Genomic DNA, 18,874 nt, shown 5'->3' with positions numbered 1-18,874 from the left:
GCAAACCCGTCAATTGGCCGCCGGCAACCGCAACCGGACCATCAGCCCGCCCAGATCCTCGCTCTCCTCCAGCGCCACCGTGCCCTCGTAGATTTCCGCCACATCGCGCACGATCGCCAGCCCCAGCCCGGTGCCAGGCTTGCCGGAATCGAGCCGCACGCCGCGATCGAAGATCCGAACGCGTTGTTCCTCGGGGATACCCATCCCGTCATCCTCGATCAGGAACTCGACGAACCCGGCCTGCGCGCCGACCGTGACGAAGACGCTGCCGCCGCCATATTTCGCCGCGTTTTCGATGAGATTTCCGAGCATTTCGTCCAGATCCTGCCGCTCGACATGAACCTGCAGATCCCTTGGCCCGGCGACGTCGATCCGGACATGGCGATACAGCCGCCCGACCGCGCGCTCGACCGATTCCAGGCTGGGCCAGACATCGGCCCGGCTGTGCGCCGATCCTCGCCGGCCGACCGCCCGCGCGCGCGCCAGATGATGGTCGACCTGCCGCCGCATCGTCCGCGCCTCGCGCACCACCGTTTCGGCCAGGTCATCGGCCTGCGCGGTGGCGGCGTTCATGATGACGGTCAGCGGCGTCTTCAGCGCGTGCGCCAGATTGCCGGCATGTCGCCGCGCCTCCTCTGCCTGCCGCTCATTGTGAGCGATCAGCGCGTTCAGCTCCTCGACCATCGGCGCGACCTCGTCGGGCATCGCGCCATCGACCCGGTTGGACTGGCCGGCCCGCATCCGGGCGATCTCCTCGCGCACTTTGCGCAATGGCCACAGGCCGTAGAAGGTCTGGAGCGCCGCCAGAATAATCAGCCCCAGCGCGAGCAGGGCGAAACTGCGCACCAGCGTCCGCCGCAGCGTCGCGATCTGCGCGTCCAGCCCGTCGCGGCTCTGCGCCACCTGAAACCGCCAGCGCACCGGCGATTTCGGCAGAACCAGATCGCGCTCGACGATACGCAGCTTTTCGTCCGCGAACTGGCCGCTGTCATAGAAATGGATGCCGCGATCGTTATGCACCCCGCCATAGGTCAGCCGCCGGTCCCACAGCGACCGCGACGGGAACGGCTCACGCGCCTTGGCCGACACCTGCCAGTACAGTCCCGAATAGGGTTCCAGCACGCGCTGGTCGGCCAGTTCGCGGTTGAACCGCACCTCGCCCTGCGGGTCGATTTCCGCCGACACGATCAGCGCGTTCAGCACATATTCGAGCTGGTCGTCGAAATTGCGCGTCACCGCGGTCGACAGCACCCGATCCAGCGCATAGCCGCCGCCCGCCAGCAACACGACGATCCACACCGCCGCGATCAGGATCATCCGGCGCGACAGCGATCCCGTTGTCTTGGCCGGCACGCGCGGAGTCGGGTCGATCGTGTCGGTCATCGCGTCCGGGCCTTACGCCGCGGGATCTTCCAGGCTGTAGCCAAGACCCCGGATCGTCGTGATGACATCCTGACCCAGCTTCTTGCGGATGCGCGTAACAAACACCTCGATCGTATTGGAATCGCGATCGAAGTCCTGATCGTAGATATGCTCGATCAACTCGGTCCGGCTGACCACCTTGCCCTTGTGGTGGAGCAGGTAGCTGAGCAGCTTGTATTCCTGTGCGGTCAGCTTCACCGGCTCGCCCGCCCGCGTCACCTTGCCCGACCGGGTATCGAGGCGGATGTCCCCCGCGGTCAGTTCGGACGACGCATTGCCCGATGCCCGGCGGATCAGCGCGCGCAGGCGGGCGATCAGTTCCTCGCTCTGGAACGGCTTGGCGACATAGTCGTCCGCGCCCGCGTCCAGCCCGGCCACCTTGTCCGACCAGCTGTCGCGCGCGGTCAGGACCAGCACGGGCATCACCTTGCCCTCCTTGCGCCAGCGGTCGAGCACGGTCAGCCCGTCGATCTCGGGCAGGCCCAGATCCAGCACGACCGCGTCGTAATTCTCGGTCTGGCCCAGGAACAGCCCCTCCTCGCCATCGGTGGCAAGGTCGATGGCATAGCCCGCGCCCTCCAGCGTGTTCTTCAACTGGGTTCCCAGATTCGGCTCGTCCTCGACGATCAGAACGCGCATGCTATTTCCCTTTTCGTATGGGGCTATGGCTTTTCGACAGGCGGCGGGGTCAGCGTCCGGTCCGGCCGACGACCTGACCGGTCTGGCCATCGACATCGACCCAGATGACCGATCCATCGCGCAGGAACTTCAGCGTGTAAATGCCGCTGCGCGAATCGAAGTCGAAGCCGATATACTGGGCGCCGCCCATCGTCGGCACCACCCGCCGCTCGATCTCGGGCAGCGGCAGGATGCGACCGGTGCGCCGCGCGTCGAACGCGCGTTGCTGGTCGTTGCGCCGCTGTTCGGGTGCCTGGAACGCCATCGGTTCGGCCAGCGGAGGCTGAGCGATCGGCTGAGCGGCGGCAAGGGACGCAAGGAACAGGATCATCGTCATGGGGCTTTGCATAGGTCCACTGCGTTGAACAGCCTGTGAATGCGACCGTCAGCCAAGCGAAACTTGCCGCCGGCCCGCCTGTTCCCTAGGTGGCGCGGCATGGCCGCACCGATACTCGCATATGAAGGTCTGGGACTCGTACAGGGTTCCGGCTGGTTGTTCCGCAATCTCGACATCCACATCGGCGCGCGCGATCGCCTCGCGCTCATCGGCCGCAACGGCGCTGGCAAGACCACGCTGCTGAAGCTGATCGGCGGCAAGGTCGACAGCGACGAGGGCCGCCGCACGATCGTGCCGGGCACGCGCGTCATCCTGCTCGAACAGGAACCCGACCTGCGCGGCGTCGCGACCCTGCTCGACTATGTCATGGGCGGCGACGACGCGCCGCTCCGGCACGAGGCGGATGCGATCGCCGATCAGCTTGGCATCGACCTCTCGCGCGACGCATCGTCGGCTTCCGGTGGCGAGCGTCGCCGCGCCGCGATCGTCCGCGCGCTGGCGCAGGACCCCGACGTCCTGTTGCTCGACGAGCCGACCAACCATCTCGACATCGCCGCGATCGAATGGCTGGAGGACTGGCTGAAGCGGTTCCGCGGCGCGTTCGTCGTCATCAGCCACGACCGAACCTTCCTGACCCGCCTGACGAAGCAGACGCTGTGGCTGGACCGCGGCACCATCCGCCGCGCCGAAATCGGCTTTGGCGGGTTCGAGGCGTGGACCGATCAGGTCTATGCCGACGAAGCGCGGCAGGCCGAACGGCTCGACGCGCGGCTGAAGCTGGAGGAGCATTGGCTGCTGCGCGGCGTCACTGGCCGGCGCAAACGCAACCAGGGCCGCCTGACCAAGCTGCACGAGATGCGCGCCGAACGCGCGTCGATGCTGGGACCGCAGGGTGCCGCGAACCTGACCACCGCCAGCGACGATTCCAAGACCAAGGTCGTGATCGACGTGAAGGCGGTGTCGAAGGGCTTTGGCGAGGGCGACGCCCGCCGGACCATCATCGACACGCTGAACCTGCGCGTCACGCGCGGCGACCGGATCGGTATCGTGGGCCGCAACGGCGCGGGCAAATCGACGCTGCTGAAACTTCTGACCGGCGAGATCGAACCCGACAGCGGCTTCATCCGCCTCGCCAAGACGCTCGATGCCGTCGTCATCGACCAGCAACGCAGCCTGATGGCCCCGGAAAAGACGGTGCGCGAGGTCGTGGCCGACGGCGGCGAATGGATCGACGTGCTGGGCGTGCGCAAGCACATCCACGGCTATCTGAAGGAGTTCCTGTTCGACCCCAACATGGTCGAGGCCAAGATCGGCTCGCTGTCGGGCGGCGAACGTTCGCGCCTGTTGCTGGCCCGCGAATTCGCCCGGCCGTCCAACCTGCTGGTGCTGGACGAGCCGACCAACGACCTCGACCTGGAAACGCTGGATCTGTTGCAGGAGGTGATCGCCGATTACGACGGCACCGTCCTGATCGTCAGCCACGACCGCGACTTCCTCGACCGCACGGTCACGATCACGCTGGGGCTGGACGGGTCGGGCAGCGTCGATGTGGTCGCGGGCGGCTATGCTGACTGGGAACGCCAGCGCAAGCCCGTGGCGGGCGCGAAAAAGGCGACCAAGGCCCCCTCGCCCGCCGCACCGCCGCCCGCGCCCAAGGTCAAGCTGACCTACAAGGACCAGCGCGACTATGACCTGCTGCCCAAGACCATCGAGGGGTATGACGCCGCGATCGCCCGCGACGAGGCGCTGCTGGCCGACCCCACCCTGTATGTCCGCGACCACGCCACCTTCGCCAGGCTGACCAAGGCGATCGAAAAGGCCCGCGCCGACAAGGAGGCCGCCGAAATGCGCTGGCTGGAACTGGCGGAACAGGTCGAGGCGCTGGGCTGAACCCGTTGCGGAGGGGGCAATCCCCTCCCGCAACACCGGAACGACGCGCGGTCTGCGGTCGCGGTCACGGCGTGTCGGACATTGTTCGGCGGCTTGGGACGGCACTCGAACGCGGTCCGTGCGGACTGGCGGAGGGCCTCAAATCGCTGGATGCCCCGTGAGGATTCGAACCTCAATAGGCGGTATCAGAAACCGCAGTCTTACCATTAGACGACGGGGCATCATCAGCGAAGCGCGCCATTAGGCCGCCCTGCCGGGCTTGTCAACGCCGATCCGCTTGTCCGCTCAGCATCCATGCGCTAGCGTGTGCTCCAAGCACCGGGTGGGACGGTTTTCATCCCACGGCGGCAGAACAGATAAGTGAGCACACGGCATGGGGCAGACACCCGGAATGCCGTACCGGCAGGGACCCCCTGCCCGTCCGGCGACAGGTCGGCCAGCGCGTGGGCGCGGGGCCGATGCGCGGCACTTCGCCGCCCTTGATCTCGGCACCAACAATTGCCGGCTGCTGATCGCCCGGCCGCACGGGCCGGGCTTTGCGGTCATCGACGCCTTTTCGCGAATCGTTCGTCTGGGCGAGGGGCTGGCCGCAAACGGTCGCCTCAGCGACGCGGCGATCGAACGCACCATCGCGGCCCTGCGCGTCTGCGCCGACAAATTGCGCCGCCGCAACGTCACCCTCGCCCGCTCGGTCGCGACCGAGGCCTGTCGCCAGGCGGTGAACGGCCCCGCCTTCATCGCGCGCGTGCTGGCGGAAACCGGTATCCACCTCGACATCATTTCGGCCGAGGAGGAGGCGCGGCTCGCCGTCCTTGGCTGTCACGCGCTGATCGAGCCGGGTGAGGATCCGGCCTTGGTGTTCGACATCGGCGGCGGGTCGACCGAACTCGTGCTGATCGACACCTCGACGCTGGTGCCGACCGTGCTCGACTGGCATTCCGCGCCCTGGGGCGTGGTGTCGCTGACCGAGAGTGCCGGCGGCGGCGTCGGCGCGGATGGACGCGCGGCGGCCTATGCGCGGATGCGGAGCCTCGTTGCCGACAGTTTCGCCGGGTTCGCCGCCCGCCTGCCGCGCGGACTCCGTCGCCCGCGCCTGCTCGGCACCAGCGGCACGGTAACGACGCTCGCCAGCGTGCATCTGGGCCTCAGCCATTACGACCGGTCGGTGGTCGACGGGCTGATCGTGCCGGCGCCCGCGATGCGAAAGATCAGCAGCGACCTGTCGCAGATGGCGATCGAGGACCGCGCGAAACTACCCTGCATCGGTCAGGAGCGCGCCGATCTGGTCGTCGCCGGCTGTGCGATATTGGAGACGATCATGGACCTGTGGCCCGCCGAACGGATCGGGATTGCCGATCGCGGCATCCGCGAAGGCATCTTGCGCAGCCTGATGGGCAGCCCCCGCTCGTGAGCCGGGGTGGATCGGGCGGGCGCACCCGCGTCAAGACCTCGCGCGGGCGTACGCCGCAGTCGAACCGCTGGCTCGAACGCCAGTTGAACGATCCTTATGTCCGCCGCGCCAAGGCGGAGGGGTATCGCAGCCGTGCCGCCTACAAGCTCATCGAGCTGAACGAACGCTTCGGCTTTCTGAAAAACACCAAGCGCGTCGTCGACCTCGGCATCGCGCCCGGCGGCTGGACGCAGGTCGTGCAGAAGCTGGTGAAGAACGCCAGCATCGTCGGCATCGACCTCTTGCCGGTCGACCCGATCGAGGGCGTGACGATCTTCGAACTCGACTTCATGGACGACAGCGCGCCGCACCTGCTGTCAGAGGCGCTGGGCGGCGCTCCCGACCTCGTCCTGTCCGACATGGCCGCCAACACCGTCGGCCACCCCCAGACCGATCACCTGCGCACCATGGGGCTGGTCGAGGCCGCGGTCGACTTCGCCTGCGACGTCCTGCGCCCCGGCGGCGGCTTTGTGGCGAAAGTGCTGGCCGGCGGCGCGGACGACACGCTGGTCGCCACCCTGAAGCGCAATTTCACCAGCGTGAAGCACGCCAAACCGCCGGCCAGCCGCAAGGAATCGTCGGAATGGTATGTCGTGGCCCAAGGGTTCAAGGGACGGGTCGAGCGGGTGGAGGAGCAGGTACCGGTGGGGTGAGTGTGGGGAAGGCTGACTTCGATACACCACAAGGTACAACGTGCGAGGCAGGGTCATCGCTACCGGGATCATTGGGCTGGGCTGGGCATTGGTGACACGCTACGCAGCGAGAACGAGCCGCGCGCAACAATGCAGGTCGCGTTAGGCGTGTCATAATCGTGGGGCCGGGTAAGGGGTAAACCGTCACTCGGGAGTGTTTGATTGCCCTCTCACATATCCCTGACATTTTCAGGCCGTAGGCGGGTCTGGCTATGATAACCTTTGCAGAGCATAACGCCTCTGCATGATTTTTTCACACCGTTTCCGAATGATGGCGCAAGAGGGCCACCTAGCAAGCAACGCTTTGCTTACGGGCTTGGAAGGGCTTGCCAAGTCCGATCACTACCAGCCCGGAACAATCTACACGTCGCTTTTCAATCTTTCTATCGGCCTAGAACGCCTGATGAAGATCATATTTGTAACATATCACATGGCCACAAACGATTTAAACACACCTTCAAACAATACGCTGCGAAATAAATTTCGCCATTCCTTGGTTAATATATACGACCACCTGCGAATTGTCGGAGAGGACAACGGGATTAAGGATGGTTGGTATGAAGAAGCATCATTGCACTACGATGCACTAAATTTCCTTTCTATCTTTGCAGATAAATCAAGATACCACAATCTTGACCTTCTCTCTAAGGGAATTGGTGGAAGTGATCCATTAATTACATGGTATGGATTACATCTGCGTATTGCTGACGAAAGTCTGTCGTACCAGAGGCGGGCTGCAATAAATGAGCAAGCAATAGCATATTGCGACCGTAGCAATATGCATGGGTTTGCGATGGGTATGCGCGGAGAGTATGAGCTTATAGTCGATATTGTCTATCAGCTTGAATTAACAAAGCGGACAAGGGGTCATTGCGTTTGGACGATCTTGCAGATCATCAAGCCGCTATACCGATTGTTGTGCTGGGCTTGCTCTCAAGCGCACCAGGTCGAGATAGCGAAGGGCTTGCAGGAGCCGGTTGTCCCTCATCTTGACGAAATTTTCCCCTATGGCCTCATCACAAGGGGCGATGCGATACGCCGCAAAGCGTGGACGACATTGTTCTTCATGGGAGGGCACTACTGAAGTTGCTCGCTATCTGTCGGCAGGCTAAGCCCCTTGCCCCGGCTAATACAAAGAGCTAATATAACTGTCTAGACGCCCAGAAGAATGTCCTTTTTTTGTCAGTACTTACGGATTTACGAGCCGACCCCCTAGGCTCCACCATACAGTCTCCTTGGATTTTCCAATTCGGCTGCGTTTTGGATCTAAGCGATGATTACCTGAAAAATCGCTGTCCTATTCGGCCGCGATTTGCTTCACCCCTTTCGGTACCCGCAGCCGCCATACCATCGACGATGCGCCCCGCCTCCACCGACACCCCCCCCATGTGGATGTAACCTTTGCAACCTTTCGCCACCACAGCCCGCGCGTTCGTGGCGAGCGTCTACCTGCTAACTACCCCCCCCCGAACCCCGCCCCCCCCTGTCCACTTTTACCCGCCCCAGTACGCCCCCTCAAACCATACACCACCACCTTTTCGAACATCCGGTTTGCACACCACCCTTGCCCTTAGGCCCGCACCGGGCTAGCCAGACGCACCCCGGCAGGCAGCAAGAGCGTAGACATGGCCCTCGACCCCGAAACCTTCGACGCGCTGATCGACACGGTGCGGCGCTTCGTTGCCGACCGCCTTCGTCCGCTGGAGGCGGAAGTCGAGGCGGCGGATGCGATCCCCGACGCGGTCATCGCGGAAATGAAGGATCTCGGGCTGTTCGGCCTGTCGATCGCCGAGGAATATGGCGGCCTTGCGCTGACGATGAGCGAGGAGGCGCGGGTCGCGATCGAGCTTGGCCGGACGACGCCCGCCTTCCGCTCCAGCTTCGGCACCAATGTCGGTATCGGCAGCCAGGGGCTGGTGATGGCCGGCACGCCCGAACAGAAAGCCGAATGGCTGCCGCGCATCGCCAGCGGCGCAATCATCACCAGTTTCGCGCTGACCGAACCCGATGTCGGTTCCGATTCCGGCAGCGTGAAGACCCGCGCCGTGCGTGACGGCGATGTGTACCGCCTGTCCGGCACCAAACGCTACATCACCAATGCCGACAAGGCCGACCTGTTCACCGTCATGGCCCGCACCGGCGACGAAACCGGCGCGCGCGGCGTTTCCGCGTTTCTGGTGCCGCGCACGCTTGCCGGCGTCTCGATCGGCGAGCCGGAAAAGAAGATGGGACAGAAGGGCGCGAAGGTCGCCGACGTGATCTTCGACGACGTGGCCGTACCCGCCGCCAACCGGCTGGGCGTGGAAGGCGAAGGCTTCAAGATCGCGATGCGTGTGCTGGATCGCGGGCGGCTGCACATATCGGCGGTCTGCGTCGGCGTGGCCGAGCGGCTGATCGCCGACTGCGTCGCCTATGCCACCACCCGCACCCAGTTCGGCAAACCGATCGCCGATCACCAGCTGATTCAGGGCATGATCGCCGATTCCAAGACCGAGGCGCTGGTCGCCCGCGCCATGGTGCTGGAAACCGCGGCGGCCAAGGATGCCGGCAAGGACGTCGTGATGGAGTCGGCGGCCGCCAAATATTTCGCCAGCGAGATGGTCGGCCGCGTCGCCGATCGCGCGGTGCAGATCTTCGGCGGGGCCGGCTATATCTCCGACTACGGCATCGAACGTCTGTACCGCGACGTCCGCCTGTTCCGCATCTACGAAGGCACCAGCCAGATCCAGCAGGTCATCATCGCCCGCGAGACGATCAAGCGCGGCGGCTGACCTATCTCCCCTCCCACTTGGCGGGAGGGGTCGGGGGAGGGCGTGACCGCATGCGGCCGGCCTGAGACACCCCCTCCCCTAACCCCTCCCGCTCTCGGGAGGGGAATTAAGCAGAAGGATTATCATGGACACCAGCACCCTGTTCCGTCTCGACGGTCGCGTCGCCCTGGTCACCGGCGGATCGCGCGGCATTGGCCGGATGATCGCCGCCGGCTTCGTCGCGCAAGGGGCCAAGGTCTATATCTCCGCCCGCCGGGCCGAGGCGTGCCTTGCGACCGCGCAGGAGCTGGGAGAAAACTGCATCGCCCTGCCGCAGGATGTGTCGACTGTCGCCGGGTGCACGGCGCTGGCCGCGCAACTGGCCGAGCACGAGGAGCGGCTCGACATCCTGGTCAACAACGCGGGTGCCGCCTGGGGCGAACCGTTCGCGGACTTCCCCGAAAAGGGCTGGGACAAGGTCATGGACCTGAACGTCAAATCACCCTTCTTCCTGACGCAGGCACTGCACGGCGCGTTGCAGGCCGCGGCCTCGCCCGACCGCCCGGCCAAGGTCATCAACATCACCTCGATCGACGGCCTGCGCCTGAACGCGTGGGAGACGTACAGCTATCAGGCGTCGAAGGCGGCACTGATCCACCTGACCCGGCGCATGGCCGCGCGACTGGTGAAGGATTCGATCAATGTCTCCTCGATCGCCCCCGGTGCGTTTGCCAGCGACATGAACAAGGCTGCGCGCGATCACGGCGCGGCAGTGGCGCAGAACATCCCCGCCCGCCGCATCGGCGTGGAGGAGGACATGGCCGGCACCGCCATCTACCTCGCCAGCCGCGCCGGCGACTATGTCATCGGCGAAACCATCGCGGTCGACGGCGGCCTGGTCCACGCCTCGGTCGGGGCGTCGATCGACGGATAGGTACGCTATCGCAATCCCTCCGCCGCCACAGGAAGGGTTTCCGGTAGCGGCGGGACGCCGGAAATATCCCACCGATCCATAGTCATGGCGGAACAGGCATACGTCGCACGATTGTACAATGCCGCGGGCTTCAACGCCGCACTCACCGTTGGCTGCGACACCGACAAGGTGCGCCGCGCGTCAGTGATGTTCATCGTGTGGAACAGCTTCGTAGTCGTCGTGCCATTCGCCAGCTTCGCGTTCACTACGGGCATAAAGTCGCCGATGTAGGCGACCTCTCCCGGTCCGACGTGGAAGCCGGGTGCCCCGAAGCAGTTGATGGTGGTTGCCACTTTCGCGGCCACGGCGGTCGACGCGATGACGTAATCGCCGGGTGTGACACGCATCACCTGTACCTCGTAGGGTGCCTTGCGGTCGGAACTGCCGATGGAAAGGTCATAGACGGTCTTGTCGCCGGTCTTTTTCCAATTCTTGGGCCGATAGACAAGATCACGGCCGGTCACGTCGTGACGAGCGAGCTGGACCAGCGCGGATCGCCCGGCACTCCGTGGATCGGTGCGACGAAACGCCATGACGACCGCCGCCTCTCCGGGTGCCAGGACAAGGGGCGACGCGGCGTCGACCTTCTTCCCGAGAAACACGGTCCCCGCCTCGGCCAACGGCGTATCGAGCCGGATCGCCGGATCATCGATCTGGACGAAGCTGGTCCTCTCAGTCACGACCCCGTCGACTTGGGTCGCGCCGACAACCGTGTCGAAATAACGGCTGCGCTCGGCATCGGTCATGGCCTCGACCCGGATCGCGGCCGCAGTCGGCACTTCGACCATGCGCCAGCCGCGAATGAGCAGGCAGGTTTGCCGGTTGATACGACGCTGCTTCCCCTCCGCAATTACGTCGGCCAGCAAACCGCCAAGGCCCCCTCCAATTCCGGCAGCAACAGGAGACATAACGGCCGGATTATAGAAGAAGGGAATTGATCCGGATGGTGTTCGCGAGCCGCGGGCAATCAGGCGGCATGCTTGCCAGTCGGCATCATATTGGGCCCGGGTTGCGCCCGGACGATTGTAGAATCGGCGGCCCTTCAGATCGCGAGCGGAATCCTTTGCGATTTCCTCCGGCGTATCGTTTGCATCGGCAGGCGGCGTATGCATCACGGGAGCTGGCTTTGCCCCGCCAGTGGAAATGGACATCAGCGTCTGCGCCTGTACGGCGGCCACATCCATGTAAAGACAGGTCGCAAGCATAGCTGCGACAATAGCGTTCCTTCCCATATACTCCCCTCCCAAACCATGGCCCGGGACGCAGGGTATGGCCGGACCGGACCGAAGGGCAATCGCGCTTTGATCCGATCCGGATGTTTCAGCCTTGATGACTCACCGTGCGATGCCGCCTGCCGCCAGCACGGCCAGCGTCACCAGTTCGCCGGCAGTGGACGTCATCGGTGCGACCTGCACCGGTTTTTCCAGGCCGATCAGCATCGGGCCGATCACCGAATCGCCGCCAAGCTCGCGCAGCAGCTTGGCCGAGATGTGCGCCGACTGCAGCCCCGGCATGATGAGGACGTTGGCTGGCCCCGAGAGCCGCGCGAACGGATAGTTCGCCAGTTGCTTGGGGTTCAACGCCACGTCGGGGGCCATTTCGCCCTCATATTCGAACCCGACCTGCCGCCCGTCGAGCACGGTCACCGCGTCACGGATATTGTCGAGCCATTCGCCCTTGGGATTGCCGAAGTTGGAATAGCTGAGGAACGCGACGCGCGGTTCGTGGCCCATCCGACGCGCGACGGCGGCGGTCTGCTCGGCAAAATCGGCCAGTTGCTCGGCGGTCGGCCGCTCGTTGATCGCGGTGTCGGCGATGAACACCGTGTGGCTCTGGCCGACGACCAGATGGATGCCGAACGGCGTCTTGCCGGCTGCGGGGTCGATCACGCGGTAGACCTGGCGCATCGTCTCGCCATAGGTGCGGGTGATGCCGGTAATCATCGCGTCGCCCTCACCCATCTGGAGCAGCAGCGCGCCGAAGATGTTGCGATCCTGATTGACCATCCGTTCGCAGTCGCGGCGCAGATACCCGCGCCGCTGGAGCCGGGCGTAGAGCAGTTCGACCATGCGCGGCACCAGCGGCGAGATGCGGCTGTTGTGCAGCTCGAAACTGTCGGGATCGGTAACGCCCAGCGCGCGCAACCGGTCGGGCACGTCGTCGCGGCCGACCAGCACGGGCACGCCGTAGCCGCCCTCCTTGAACGCGATGGCGGCGCGCAGGACGACCTCCTCCTCCCCTTCCGCGAAGATCACGCGCTTGGGATGCGCGCGTGCGCCCTCATAGGCCATAGACAGGACGGCGGTGGTCGGGTTCAGGCGGGCGCGCAAGCTCTGGCGATACCCCTCCATGTCGAGGATCGGCTTGGTCGCCACTCCTGAATCCATCGCCGCCCTGGCGACCGCGATCGACACCAGTTCCATCAGCCGGGGGTCGAACGGCGACGGGATGATGTATTCGGGACCGAAGCTGTGCTGCACGCCATAGGCGACCGCGACTTCCTCCGGCACGCGCTGCCGCGCCAGTTCGGCGATGGCATTGGCGGCGGCGATCTTCATCTGGTCGTTGATGCCGGTCGCGCGCACGTCGAGCGCGCCGCGGAAGATGAACGGGAAGCAGATGACGTTGTTGACCTGGTTCGGATAGTCCGACCGGCCGGTCGCGACGATCGCGTCGGGTCGCGCCGCCTTGGCCAGTTCGGGGCGGATTTCGGGTTCCGGATTGGCCATCGCGAAGATGATCGGCGACGGGGCCATGTCCTTGACCATTTCCGGCTTCAGCGCACCCGCCGCCGACAGCCCAAGGAACATGTCCGCGCCGTGCAGCGCCTCGGTCAGCGTCCGGCGTTCGGTGACGGCGGCGTGCGCCGACTGCCACTGGTTCACGTCGTCGCGGCCCTGATAGATTACGCCGGTCTTGTCGCACATGATGACGTTGGCGTGGCGCACGCCCATCGCCTTCATCAGCTCGGTGCAGGCGATCGCCGCCGCGCCCGCGCCGTTGACGACGATCTTCACGTCCTCCAGCTTGCGTCCGGTCAACCGGCAGGCGTTGATGAGGCCCGCCGCGCAGATGATCGCGGTGCCGTGCTGGTCGTCATGAAAGACGGGAATGTTCATCCGCTCGCGCAGCGTCTGCTCGATGATGAAACATTCGGGTGCCTTGATATCCTCAAGGTTGATGCCGCCGAAGGTCGGCTCCATCAGTTCGACCGCGTCGATGAAGCGGTCGACATCCTCGGTCTTCAGCTCGATGTCGATCGAATCGACGTCGGCGAACCGCTTGAACAGCACCGCCTTGCCCTCCATCACCGGCTTCGACGCCAGCGCGCCGAGATTGCCGAGGCCGAGAATGGCGGTGCCGTTGGAGATGACCGCGACCAAATTGCCCTTGGCGGTATAGTCATAGGCGGTCGCCGGATCCTCGGCGATCGCGCGCACCGGCACCGCGACGCCGGGCGAATAGGCAAGGGACAGGTCGCGCTGCGTCGCCATCGGCTTGGACGCGATGATCTCGATCTTGCCCGGCCGGCCTTCCGAATGGAACAGCAACGCCTCGCGTTCGGAAAACTGCGCGTTGGTTTCGTCGGCCATGGTCACTCTCCGGTCTGCTGGCCTACAGCCTTTACGGACGCGGGGGCGTCAAGGGAACCGGGTAACGCGTCCTGCCGGGCCCCCGCCGCCAAACCGGTCGCGCAGGGCACGCCGACGCGATAGGATCCGGCGGATCAGGCATGGGGACCAACGATGGCAGGCTTCACCAGGATTCGGCTCGTCGGCGCGATCATCGCGGCGGGTGTCCTTACCACACACGGCGTCGCCGCCGGTCCGCCAAGGCCCGCCACCTTTGCCGAGCATCAGCGGCAATGCGCCGGCAAGGACGGCTGGAGCGATCCGGCACCGCCGATCCGCATTTTCGCCAATGTGTACGACGTCGGCACCTGCGGCATCGTCGTGCTGCTGGTCACCGGGCCGCAGGGTCATGTCCTGATCGACGGCGCCACGGCCGAGGCGGTACCCTCGATCGTCGTCAATATCCGGCGGCTGGGTTTCCGCCCGGCCGATATCAAGCTGATCCTGAACAGCCACGAACATCTCGACCATGCCGGTGGCCTGCGCGCGTTGCAGCGGGCGACCGGCGCAAGGGTTGTGGCGCGGGCCGCCGCCCGGACGACGCTGGAAACCGGCGTGGCGGCGGCGGACGATCCGCAGAAGGCGTTTCTACCACCCTTCGCCGGCGTCACGGTCGACCGGATCGTGCGCGATGGGGAGGCCGTGGTACTGGGACCGCTGCGCCTGACCACCCATGCGACCCCGGGTCATGCGGCGGGCAGCACGTCCTGGTCGTGGACCTCGTGTGACGGCGGAACATGCCATGCCATCGTCTATGCCGACAGTGTCCGGGCGACAGCGGCGGGGTCGTACCGGTTTTCGGACCATCCCGCCTATGTCGCCGCGTTCCGGGCGAGCCTGGCCAGGCTGGCCCGCCTGCCCTGCGACCTGATCGTCACCCCGCACCCGTCCGCCAGCGACCTGTACGACCGGCTGGCAGGTGCGACGCCGCTCAGTGATCCCGCCGCCTGCGTCACCTATGCCGCCCGCCACCGCGCGTTGCTCGACGCGAAGCTGGCCAGCGAGGCAAAGGCCATGCCACCGCGCGGGGGATAGCGCCCTTGGCCGCCGCGCCCGCATCCGCTACCCGCCGCCCCATGTCCGCAACGCCGTCCGCACCCACCCCGATGATGGTCCAGTATCTCGGCCTGAAGGCCGAGGCCGAGGATTGCCTGCTGTTCTATCGGATGGGCGATTTCTTCGAACTGTTCATGGAGGATGCGAAGATCGCCGCCGCCGTGCTCGACATCGCGCTGACCGCGCGCGGCGAGCATGAAGGCCAGCCGATCCCGATGTGCGGGGTGCCGGTCCATGCGGCGGAAGCCTATCTGGCGCGGCTCATCAAGGCCGGACACCGCGTCGCCATCGCCGAACAGATCGAAAGCCCGGCCGCCGCGAAGGCACGCGGCGGGTCCAAGACGTTGGTCGCACGCGGCATCGTCCGCGTCGTCACCGCCGGCACGCTGACCGAGGAGGCGCTGCTCGACGCGCGCGCCGCCAACTGGTGCGTGGCGATCGGCGAGGCAGCAGGCGGCGTCGCCATCGCCGCAGTCGACGTCTCGACCGGCCGGTTCGAGATCGTCGAGACTGACGCGCTGGGGCTTGGTGCCGAACTCGCCCGGCTGGCGGCGGCGGAGGTCATCGCCAGCGACGCCGGCACCTATACCGAGGCCGCGACTTCGCTGCGCCCGCGCGCCGATTTCGACAGTGCGGCCGGCGAGGCGGCGTTGAAGCGGATCCACGGCGTCGCGACGCTCGACGGGTTCGGCCAGTTCTCGCGCGCCGGGCTGGCCGCCGCCGGTGGCCTCATCGCCTATGTCGGGCATACCGCGAAGGGGTCGCTGCCCTTCCTGCGCCCGCCACGCGGCATCCGCACTGCCCACGCGATGGCGATCGACGCGGCCACGCGCGAGAGCCTGGAACTGACCTGCACCGCCAGTGGCCAGCGGAAAGGATCGCTGCTCGACACCGTCGACCGCACGGTGACGGGCGCGGGCGCGCGGCTGCTGGCGGCTGATATCGGTGCGCCGCTGATGGACCGGGCCACCATCGAGGCGCGGCACGATCTGGTCCAGCATTTCCACGACGATGCCGCCGCGCGCGAACGGCTGCGCGCAACGCTGCGCGCGTTGCCCGATATCGGCCGTGCGCTGGGACGGCTGGCGGCCGGGCGTGGCTCGCCGCGCGATCTGGGCCAGTTGCGCGACGGACTGGACGGCGCATGGACGCTGGGCGAGCGGCTGGACGGTCTGCTCGCGCCGCCGCCGCTGCTGACCGAGCTTGCGCCGTCGCTGCGCGGACACGGCGCGCTGATCGACCTGCTGAAGCGCGCGCTCGTCCCCTCCCCGCCGATCGACGCGGCGGCCGGCGGCTATATTGCCGGCGGCTACGACGCCAGCCTCGACGACCTGCGCGACGCGGGTGCCGGTGGCCGGCGGGCGATCGCCGCGCTGGAGGCGGAATTCCGCGCCTCGACCGGCATCACGACCCTGAAGATCCGTCACAACGGCGTGCTCGGCTATCATGTCGAGGTGCCCGCCCGCAGCGCCGACGCGCTGATGCGCGCCGACAGCGGCTTTACCCACCGCCAGACGCTGGCCGGCGTCGTCCGCTTCAACACGCCCGCGCTGCACGACGTGGCAGCAAAGGTGACGCAGGCCGGCGCCCACGCGCTGGCGGCCGAGGCGGCGCATCTGGAGGATCTGACCGCCGCCGCGCTGGCCACGCGCGAGGGCATCGCCGCCACCGCCGACGCGCTCGCCCGGCTCGACGTCGCAACGGCGCTGGCCGAGCGTGCGGCGGAAGGGCACTGGGCGCGGCCGACGTTGGTCGATCACGCCTGTTTCGACATCACCGGCGGACGGCATCCGGTGGTCGAGGCGGCGGTCGCCAAGGCGGGCGGGCGCTTCGTCGCCAATGACTGTTCGCTGTCGGAATCCTCGCGCCTGTGGCTGGTGACCGGCCCCAATATGGGCGGCAAATCCACGTTCCTGCGTCAGAACGCGCTGATCGCGGTGCTGGCGCAGGCCGGCAGCTACGTCCCCGCCACCGCCGCCACCATCGGCCTGGTCGACCGGCTGTTCAGCCGCGTCGGCGCGTCGGACAACCTCGCCCGCGGCCGCTCGACCTTCATGGTCGAGATGGTCGAGACCGCCGCGATTCTCGCGCAGGCGACCCCGCGCAGCTTCGTCATCCTCGACGAGGTCGGGCGCGGCACCAGCACCTATGACGGTCTGGCCATCGCCTGGGCGGTGGTCGAGGCGATCCACGAGGACAATCGCTGCCGCTGCCTGTTCGCAACGCATTACCATGAACTGACCCGGCTCGCCGAACGCTGCGAGGCGTTGTCGCTCCACCATGTCCGTGCGCGCGAATGGAAGGGCGAACTGGTCCTGCTGCATGAACTCAGCACAGGCCCGGCGGATCGCAGCTATGGCCTGGCCGTCGCGCGGCTGGCGGGGATGCCGCCGGCGACCGTGGCCCGTGCGAAAGCGGTGCTGGCCAAACTGGAGGCGGGACGCGCCAAGACCGGTGGTCTTGCCGCCGGGCTGGACGACCTGCCGCTGTTCGCCGCCGCCGCTGCGATCGAGGAACCGGCGACCGATCCGGTGCGCGATACGCTCGGCACGCTCGATCTCGACGCGATGAGCCCACGCGACGCGCTGGAGGCGCTGTACCGGCTGAAGGCGCTCGCGGCGGAGGGGTAATAGGCCCCCGGGTACTCCTGCGAACGCAGGAGCCCAGAGCCACGAGCGGCACCTCTTGTAACCCTGGATTCCTGCGTTCGCAGGAAAACCAGGCCGCTACCCCGCCATATCCTTCAACGCCCGCCCGCTATCCGCCAGATCCGCCGCCGCCACCACGGCCCGCGCCGTCACCAGCGCCCGCCCCTGCACATAATCCTTCACCGCGTTGACGCAGTCGAGCGCGATCACCCGACCCGCCTTCAGATACACCACCGAAAAGCTGCGCGTCGCCGGGTCGCCGCGCACCACCACCGCGTCATGGCCGCCAGACAGGCCGACCGTCTGCAGTTTCAGGTCATACTGGTTCGACCAGAACCACGGTACCGAATCATAGGCAGCGGTCTCCCCGGTCAGCGTCTTCGCGACCACGCCGGCCATGTCATTGGCGTTCTGCACCGATTCCAGACGCACGACCGCGCCATCGGCAAAGCCGTTGGCATGGGCCGCACAGTCGCCGATCGCGAACACATGCGGCAGGCTGGTCCGGCACTGGGCATCGACCAGCACACCGTTGCCGCCCGCCGCCCCGGCGCTGAGCAACGGCGCGACCTCGGGCAGGATGCCAATGCCGACGACGACCATCTGGCACGCCAGCACCGACCCGTCGGCCAGCCGCACCCCCGTCACCACCCCGTCCGCGCCGACGATCGAATCGACGCTCACCCCGGTGCGCAGATCGACCCCGTGCGCGCGGTGTTCGCTCTCGAAGAAGCGCGACAGCGGCTCGCCCGCCACCCGTGCCAGCACCCGGTCCTGCGCCTCCAGCACGGTCACATGCCGGCCGAGCTTGGTCAGCACCGCCGCCGCCTCCAGCCCGATATAGCCGCCGCCGACCACCACGACGCGGGTCACCCCGGGCAGTTCGGCGATCATCCGGTCGACATCCGCGCGGGTACGGACACCGTGGATCCCGGCCAGATGATGCCCCGCGCACGACAGCCGCCGCACGCTGCCGCCGGTCGCCCAGACAAGCGTGCCATAGCCGATCCGGTCCCCCGCCGCCGTCGTCACCACCCGCGCATCGGGATCGACCGCCGCCACCGTCTCGCCCAGCCGCAGCGTCACGTCGCGCTCGTCCCAGAACGCGGCCGGGCGCAGCAAAATACGGTCGAACGCCTTGTCGTCGGCCAGATAGTCCTTCGACAGCGGCGGGCGTTCGTAGGGCAGGTCCGGTTCCGCCCCGACCAGCGCGATGCTCCCCGAAAACTTGCGCTGGCGAAGGCCGATCGCGGCCTGCGCGCCGGCATGGCCCGCCCCGACGATGACGACATCGAACCGCGTCTCGGCCATCGCCGGCAAACCCCTTTGCGTCCATTTCGACGGAT

14 protein-coding genes and 1 tRNA gene are annotated in these 18,874 nt (G+C 66.4%); 8 read left to right on the top strand and 7 right to left on the bottom strand.

Features of this window, described 5'->3' with window-relative positions; all coding sequences use genetic code 11:
• Positions 1–9 precede the first annotated feature (9 nt).
• From ASE75_RS04700 to ASE75_RS04690, 3 genes are read right to left on the bottom strand one after another with little or no spacing between them, the layout of a single operon-like run.
• Positions 10–1,383 (bottom strand): sensor histidine kinase, encoded by a 1,374-nt coding sequence (locus tag ASE75_RS04700; RefSeq protein ID WP_055929742.1) that lies wholly within the window; start codon positions 1,381–1,383, stop codon positions 10–12.
• 12 nt (positions 1,384–1,395) lie between these two features.
• Positions 1,396–2,061: a response regulator transcription factor gene (locus ASE75_RS04695; RefSeq protein WP_055929739.1), complete on the bottom strand. Its 666-nt coding sequence runs from the start codon at positions 2,059–2,061 to the stop codon at positions 1,396–1,398.
• A gap of 49 nt (positions 2,062–2,110) precedes the next feature.
• A complete protein-coding gene (locus ASE75_RS04690) occupies positions 2,111–2,437 on the bottom strand; it encodes a hypothetical protein (RefSeq protein ID WP_200922311.1) in 327 nt (108 codons plus the stop codon).
• A 99-nt stretch (positions 2,438–2,536) separates the two neighbouring features.
• On the opposite strand from ASE75_RS04690, the gene ASE75_RS04685 reads away from it, so the two are divergent.
• Positions 2,537–4,327 (top strand): ABC-F family ATP-binding cassette domain-containing protein, encoded by a 1,791-nt coding sequence (locus ASE75_RS04685; RefSeq protein ID WP_055929735.1) that lies wholly within the window; start codon positions 2,537–2,539, stop codon positions 4,325–4,327.
• Positions 4,328–4,474: 147 nt separating this feature from the next.
• Here ASE75_RS04685 and ASE75_RS04680 read toward each other — a convergent pair.
• Positions 4,475–4,548, bottom strand: a tRNA-Gln gene (locus ASE75_RS04680).
• A 170-nt stretch (positions 4,549–4,718) separates the two neighbouring features.
• Between ASE75_RS04680 and ASE75_RS04675 the strand changes: the two genes are divergently transcribed.
• The 5 genes from ASE75_RS04675 (at position 4,719) to ASE75_RS04655 (ending at position 10,153) form a co-directional block, all read left to right on the top strand.
• Positions 4,719–5,738 (top strand): Ppx/GppA phosphatase family protein, encoded by a 1,020-nt coding sequence (locus tag ASE75_RS04675; protein WP_055929732.1) that lies wholly within the window; start codon positions 4,719–4,721, stop codon positions 5,736–5,738.
• Positions 5,735–6,430: an RlmE family RNA methyltransferase gene (locus tag ASE75_RS04670; RefSeq protein WP_055929728.1), complete on the top strand. Its 696-nt coding sequence runs from the start codon at positions 5,735–5,737 to the stop codon at positions 6,428–6,430. The genes ASE75_RS04675 and ASE75_RS04670 overlap by 4 nt, the downstream gene beginning before the upstream one ends.
• Positions 6,431–6,713: 283 nt before the next feature.
• Positions 6,714–7,553 (top strand): hypothetical protein, encoded by an 840-nt coding sequence (locus tag ASE75_RS15355; protein WP_156340165.1) that lies wholly within the window; start codon positions 6,714–6,716, stop codon positions 7,551–7,553.
• Positions 7,554–8,094: 541 nt separating this feature from the next.
• Entirely contained in the window at positions 8,095–9,240 is a 1,146-nt protein-coding gene (locus ASE75_RS04660; protein WP_055929722.1) for an acyl-CoA dehydrogenase family protein, read from the top strand.
• Positions 9,241–9,364: 124 nt separating this feature from the next.
• Positions 9,365–10,153 (top strand): SDR family oxidoreductase, encoded by a 789-nt coding sequence (locus ASE75_RS04655; protein ID WP_055929719.1) that lies wholly within the window; start codon positions 9,365–9,367, stop codon positions 10,151–10,153.
• A gap of 5 nt (positions 10,154–10,158) precedes the next feature.
• Here the strand turns inward: ASE75_RS04655 and ASE75_RS04650 are convergent, their stop codons facing one another.
• Both ASE75_RS04650 and ASE75_RS04645 read right to left on the bottom strand, forming a co-directional pair.
• The gene (locus ASE75_RS04650) at positions 10,159–11,397 is read right to left on the bottom strand and encodes a hypothetical protein (RefSeq protein WP_235512513.1); all 1,239 of its coding nucleotides are present in this window, start codon (positions 11,395–11,397) and stop codon (positions 10,159–10,161) included.
• A gap of 129 nt (positions 11,398–11,526) precedes the next feature.
• Positions 11,527–13,785, bottom strand: coding sequence for an NADP-dependent malic enzyme (locus ASE75_RS04645; RefSeq protein WP_055929713.1), 2,259 nt, complete (start codon positions 13,783–13,785; stop codon positions 11,527–11,529).
• Positions 13,786–13,938: 153 nt separating this feature from the next.
• On the opposite strand from ASE75_RS04645, the gene bla reads away from it, so the two are divergent.
• Together bla and mutS are read left to right on the top strand one after the other, a co-directional pair.
• The gene (gene bla / locus ASE75_RS04640) at positions 13,939–14,859 is read left to right on the top strand and encodes a subclass B3 metallo-beta-lactamase (protein WP_055929703.1); all 921 of its coding nucleotides are present in this window, start codon (positions 13,939–13,941) and stop codon (positions 14,857–14,859) included.
• A 71-nt stretch (positions 14,860–14,930) separates the two neighbouring features.
• Positions 14,931–17,510 (top strand): DNA mismatch repair protein MutS, encoded by a 2,580-nt coding sequence (mutS, locus tag ASE75_RS04635; RefSeq protein ID WP_055929699.1) that lies wholly within the window; start codon positions 14,931–14,933, stop codon positions 17,508–17,510.
• 96 nt (positions 17,511–17,606) lie between these two features.
• Here the strand turns inward: mutS and ASE75_RS04630 are convergent, their stop codons facing one another.
• Positions 17,607–18,839, bottom strand: a complete 1,233-nt coding sequence (locus tag ASE75_RS04630) for an NAD(P)/FAD-dependent oxidoreductase (protein ID WP_055929696.1) — start codon at positions 18,837–18,839, stop codon at positions 17,607–17,609.
• Positions 18,840–18,874: the final 35 nt, after the last annotated feature.

Origin of the sequence: Sphingomonas sp. Leaf17, from assembly GCF_001421505.1 — a bacterium.
Lineage (GTDB): Bacteria > Pseudomonadota > Alphaproteobacteria > Sphingomonadales > Sphingomonadaceae > Sphingomonas.
Note: the sequence above shows the minus strand (reverse complement) of the source record. Positions and strands in the feature narration are given on the sequence as shown.

What these genes read in the sequence shown, in the direction of transcription:
- ASE75_RS04690 (WP_200922311.1), bottom strand. Translation starts at nt 2,437, where the DNA reads ATGACGATGATCCTGTTCCTTGCGTCCCTTGCCGCCGCTCAGCCGATC.
- ASE75_RS04675 (WP_055929732.1), top strand. Translation starts at nt 4,719, where the DNA reads ATGCCGTACCGGCAGGGACCCCCTGCCCGTCCGGCGACAGGTCGGCCA.
- mutS (WP_055929699.1), top strand. Translation starts at nt 14,931, where the DNA reads ATGATGGTCCAGTATCTCGGCCTGAAGGCCGAGGCCGAGGATTGCCTG.
- ASE75_RS15355 (WP_156340165.1), top strand. Translation starts at nt 6,714, where the DNA reads ATGATTTTTTCACACCGTTTCCGAATGATGGCGCAAGAGGGCCACCTA.
- ASE75_RS04650 (WP_235512513.1), bottom strand. Translation starts at nt 11,397, where the DNA reads ATGCTTGCGACCTGTCTTTACATGGATGTGGCCGCCGTACAGGCGCAG.
- ASE75_RS04655 (WP_055929719.1), top strand. Translation starts at nt 9,365, where the DNA reads ATGGACACCAGCACCCTGTTCCGTCTCGACGGTCGCGTCGCCCTGGTC.
- bla (WP_055929703.1), top strand. Translation starts at nt 13,939, where the DNA reads ATGGCAGGCTTCACCAGGATTCGGCTCGTCGGCGCGATCATCGCGGCG.
- ASE75_RS04695 (WP_055929739.1), bottom strand. Translation starts at nt 2,061, where the DNA reads ATGCGCGTTCTGATCGTCGAGGACGAGCCGAATCTGGGAACCCAGTTG.
- ASE75_RS04700 (WP_055929742.1), bottom strand. Translation starts at nt 1,383, where the DNA reads ATGACCGACACGATCGACCCGACTCCGCGCGTGCCGGCCAAGACAACG.
- ASE75_RS04645 (WP_055929713.1), bottom strand. Translation starts at nt 13,785, where the DNA reads ATGGCCGACGAAACCAACGCGCAGTTTTCCGAACGCGAGGCGTTGCTG.
- ASE75_RS04630 (WP_055929696.1), bottom strand. Translation starts at nt 18,839, where the DNA reads ATGGCCGAGACGCGGTTCGATGTCGTCATCGTCGGGGCGGGCCATGCC.
- ASE75_RS04660 (WP_055929722.1), top strand. Translation starts at nt 8,095, where the DNA reads ATGGCCCTCGACCCCGAAACCTTCGACGCGCTGATCGACACGGTGCGG.
- ASE75_RS04685 (WP_055929735.1), top strand. Translation starts at nt 2,537, where the DNA reads ATGGCCGCACCGATACTCGCATATGAAGGTCTGGGACTCGTACAGGGT.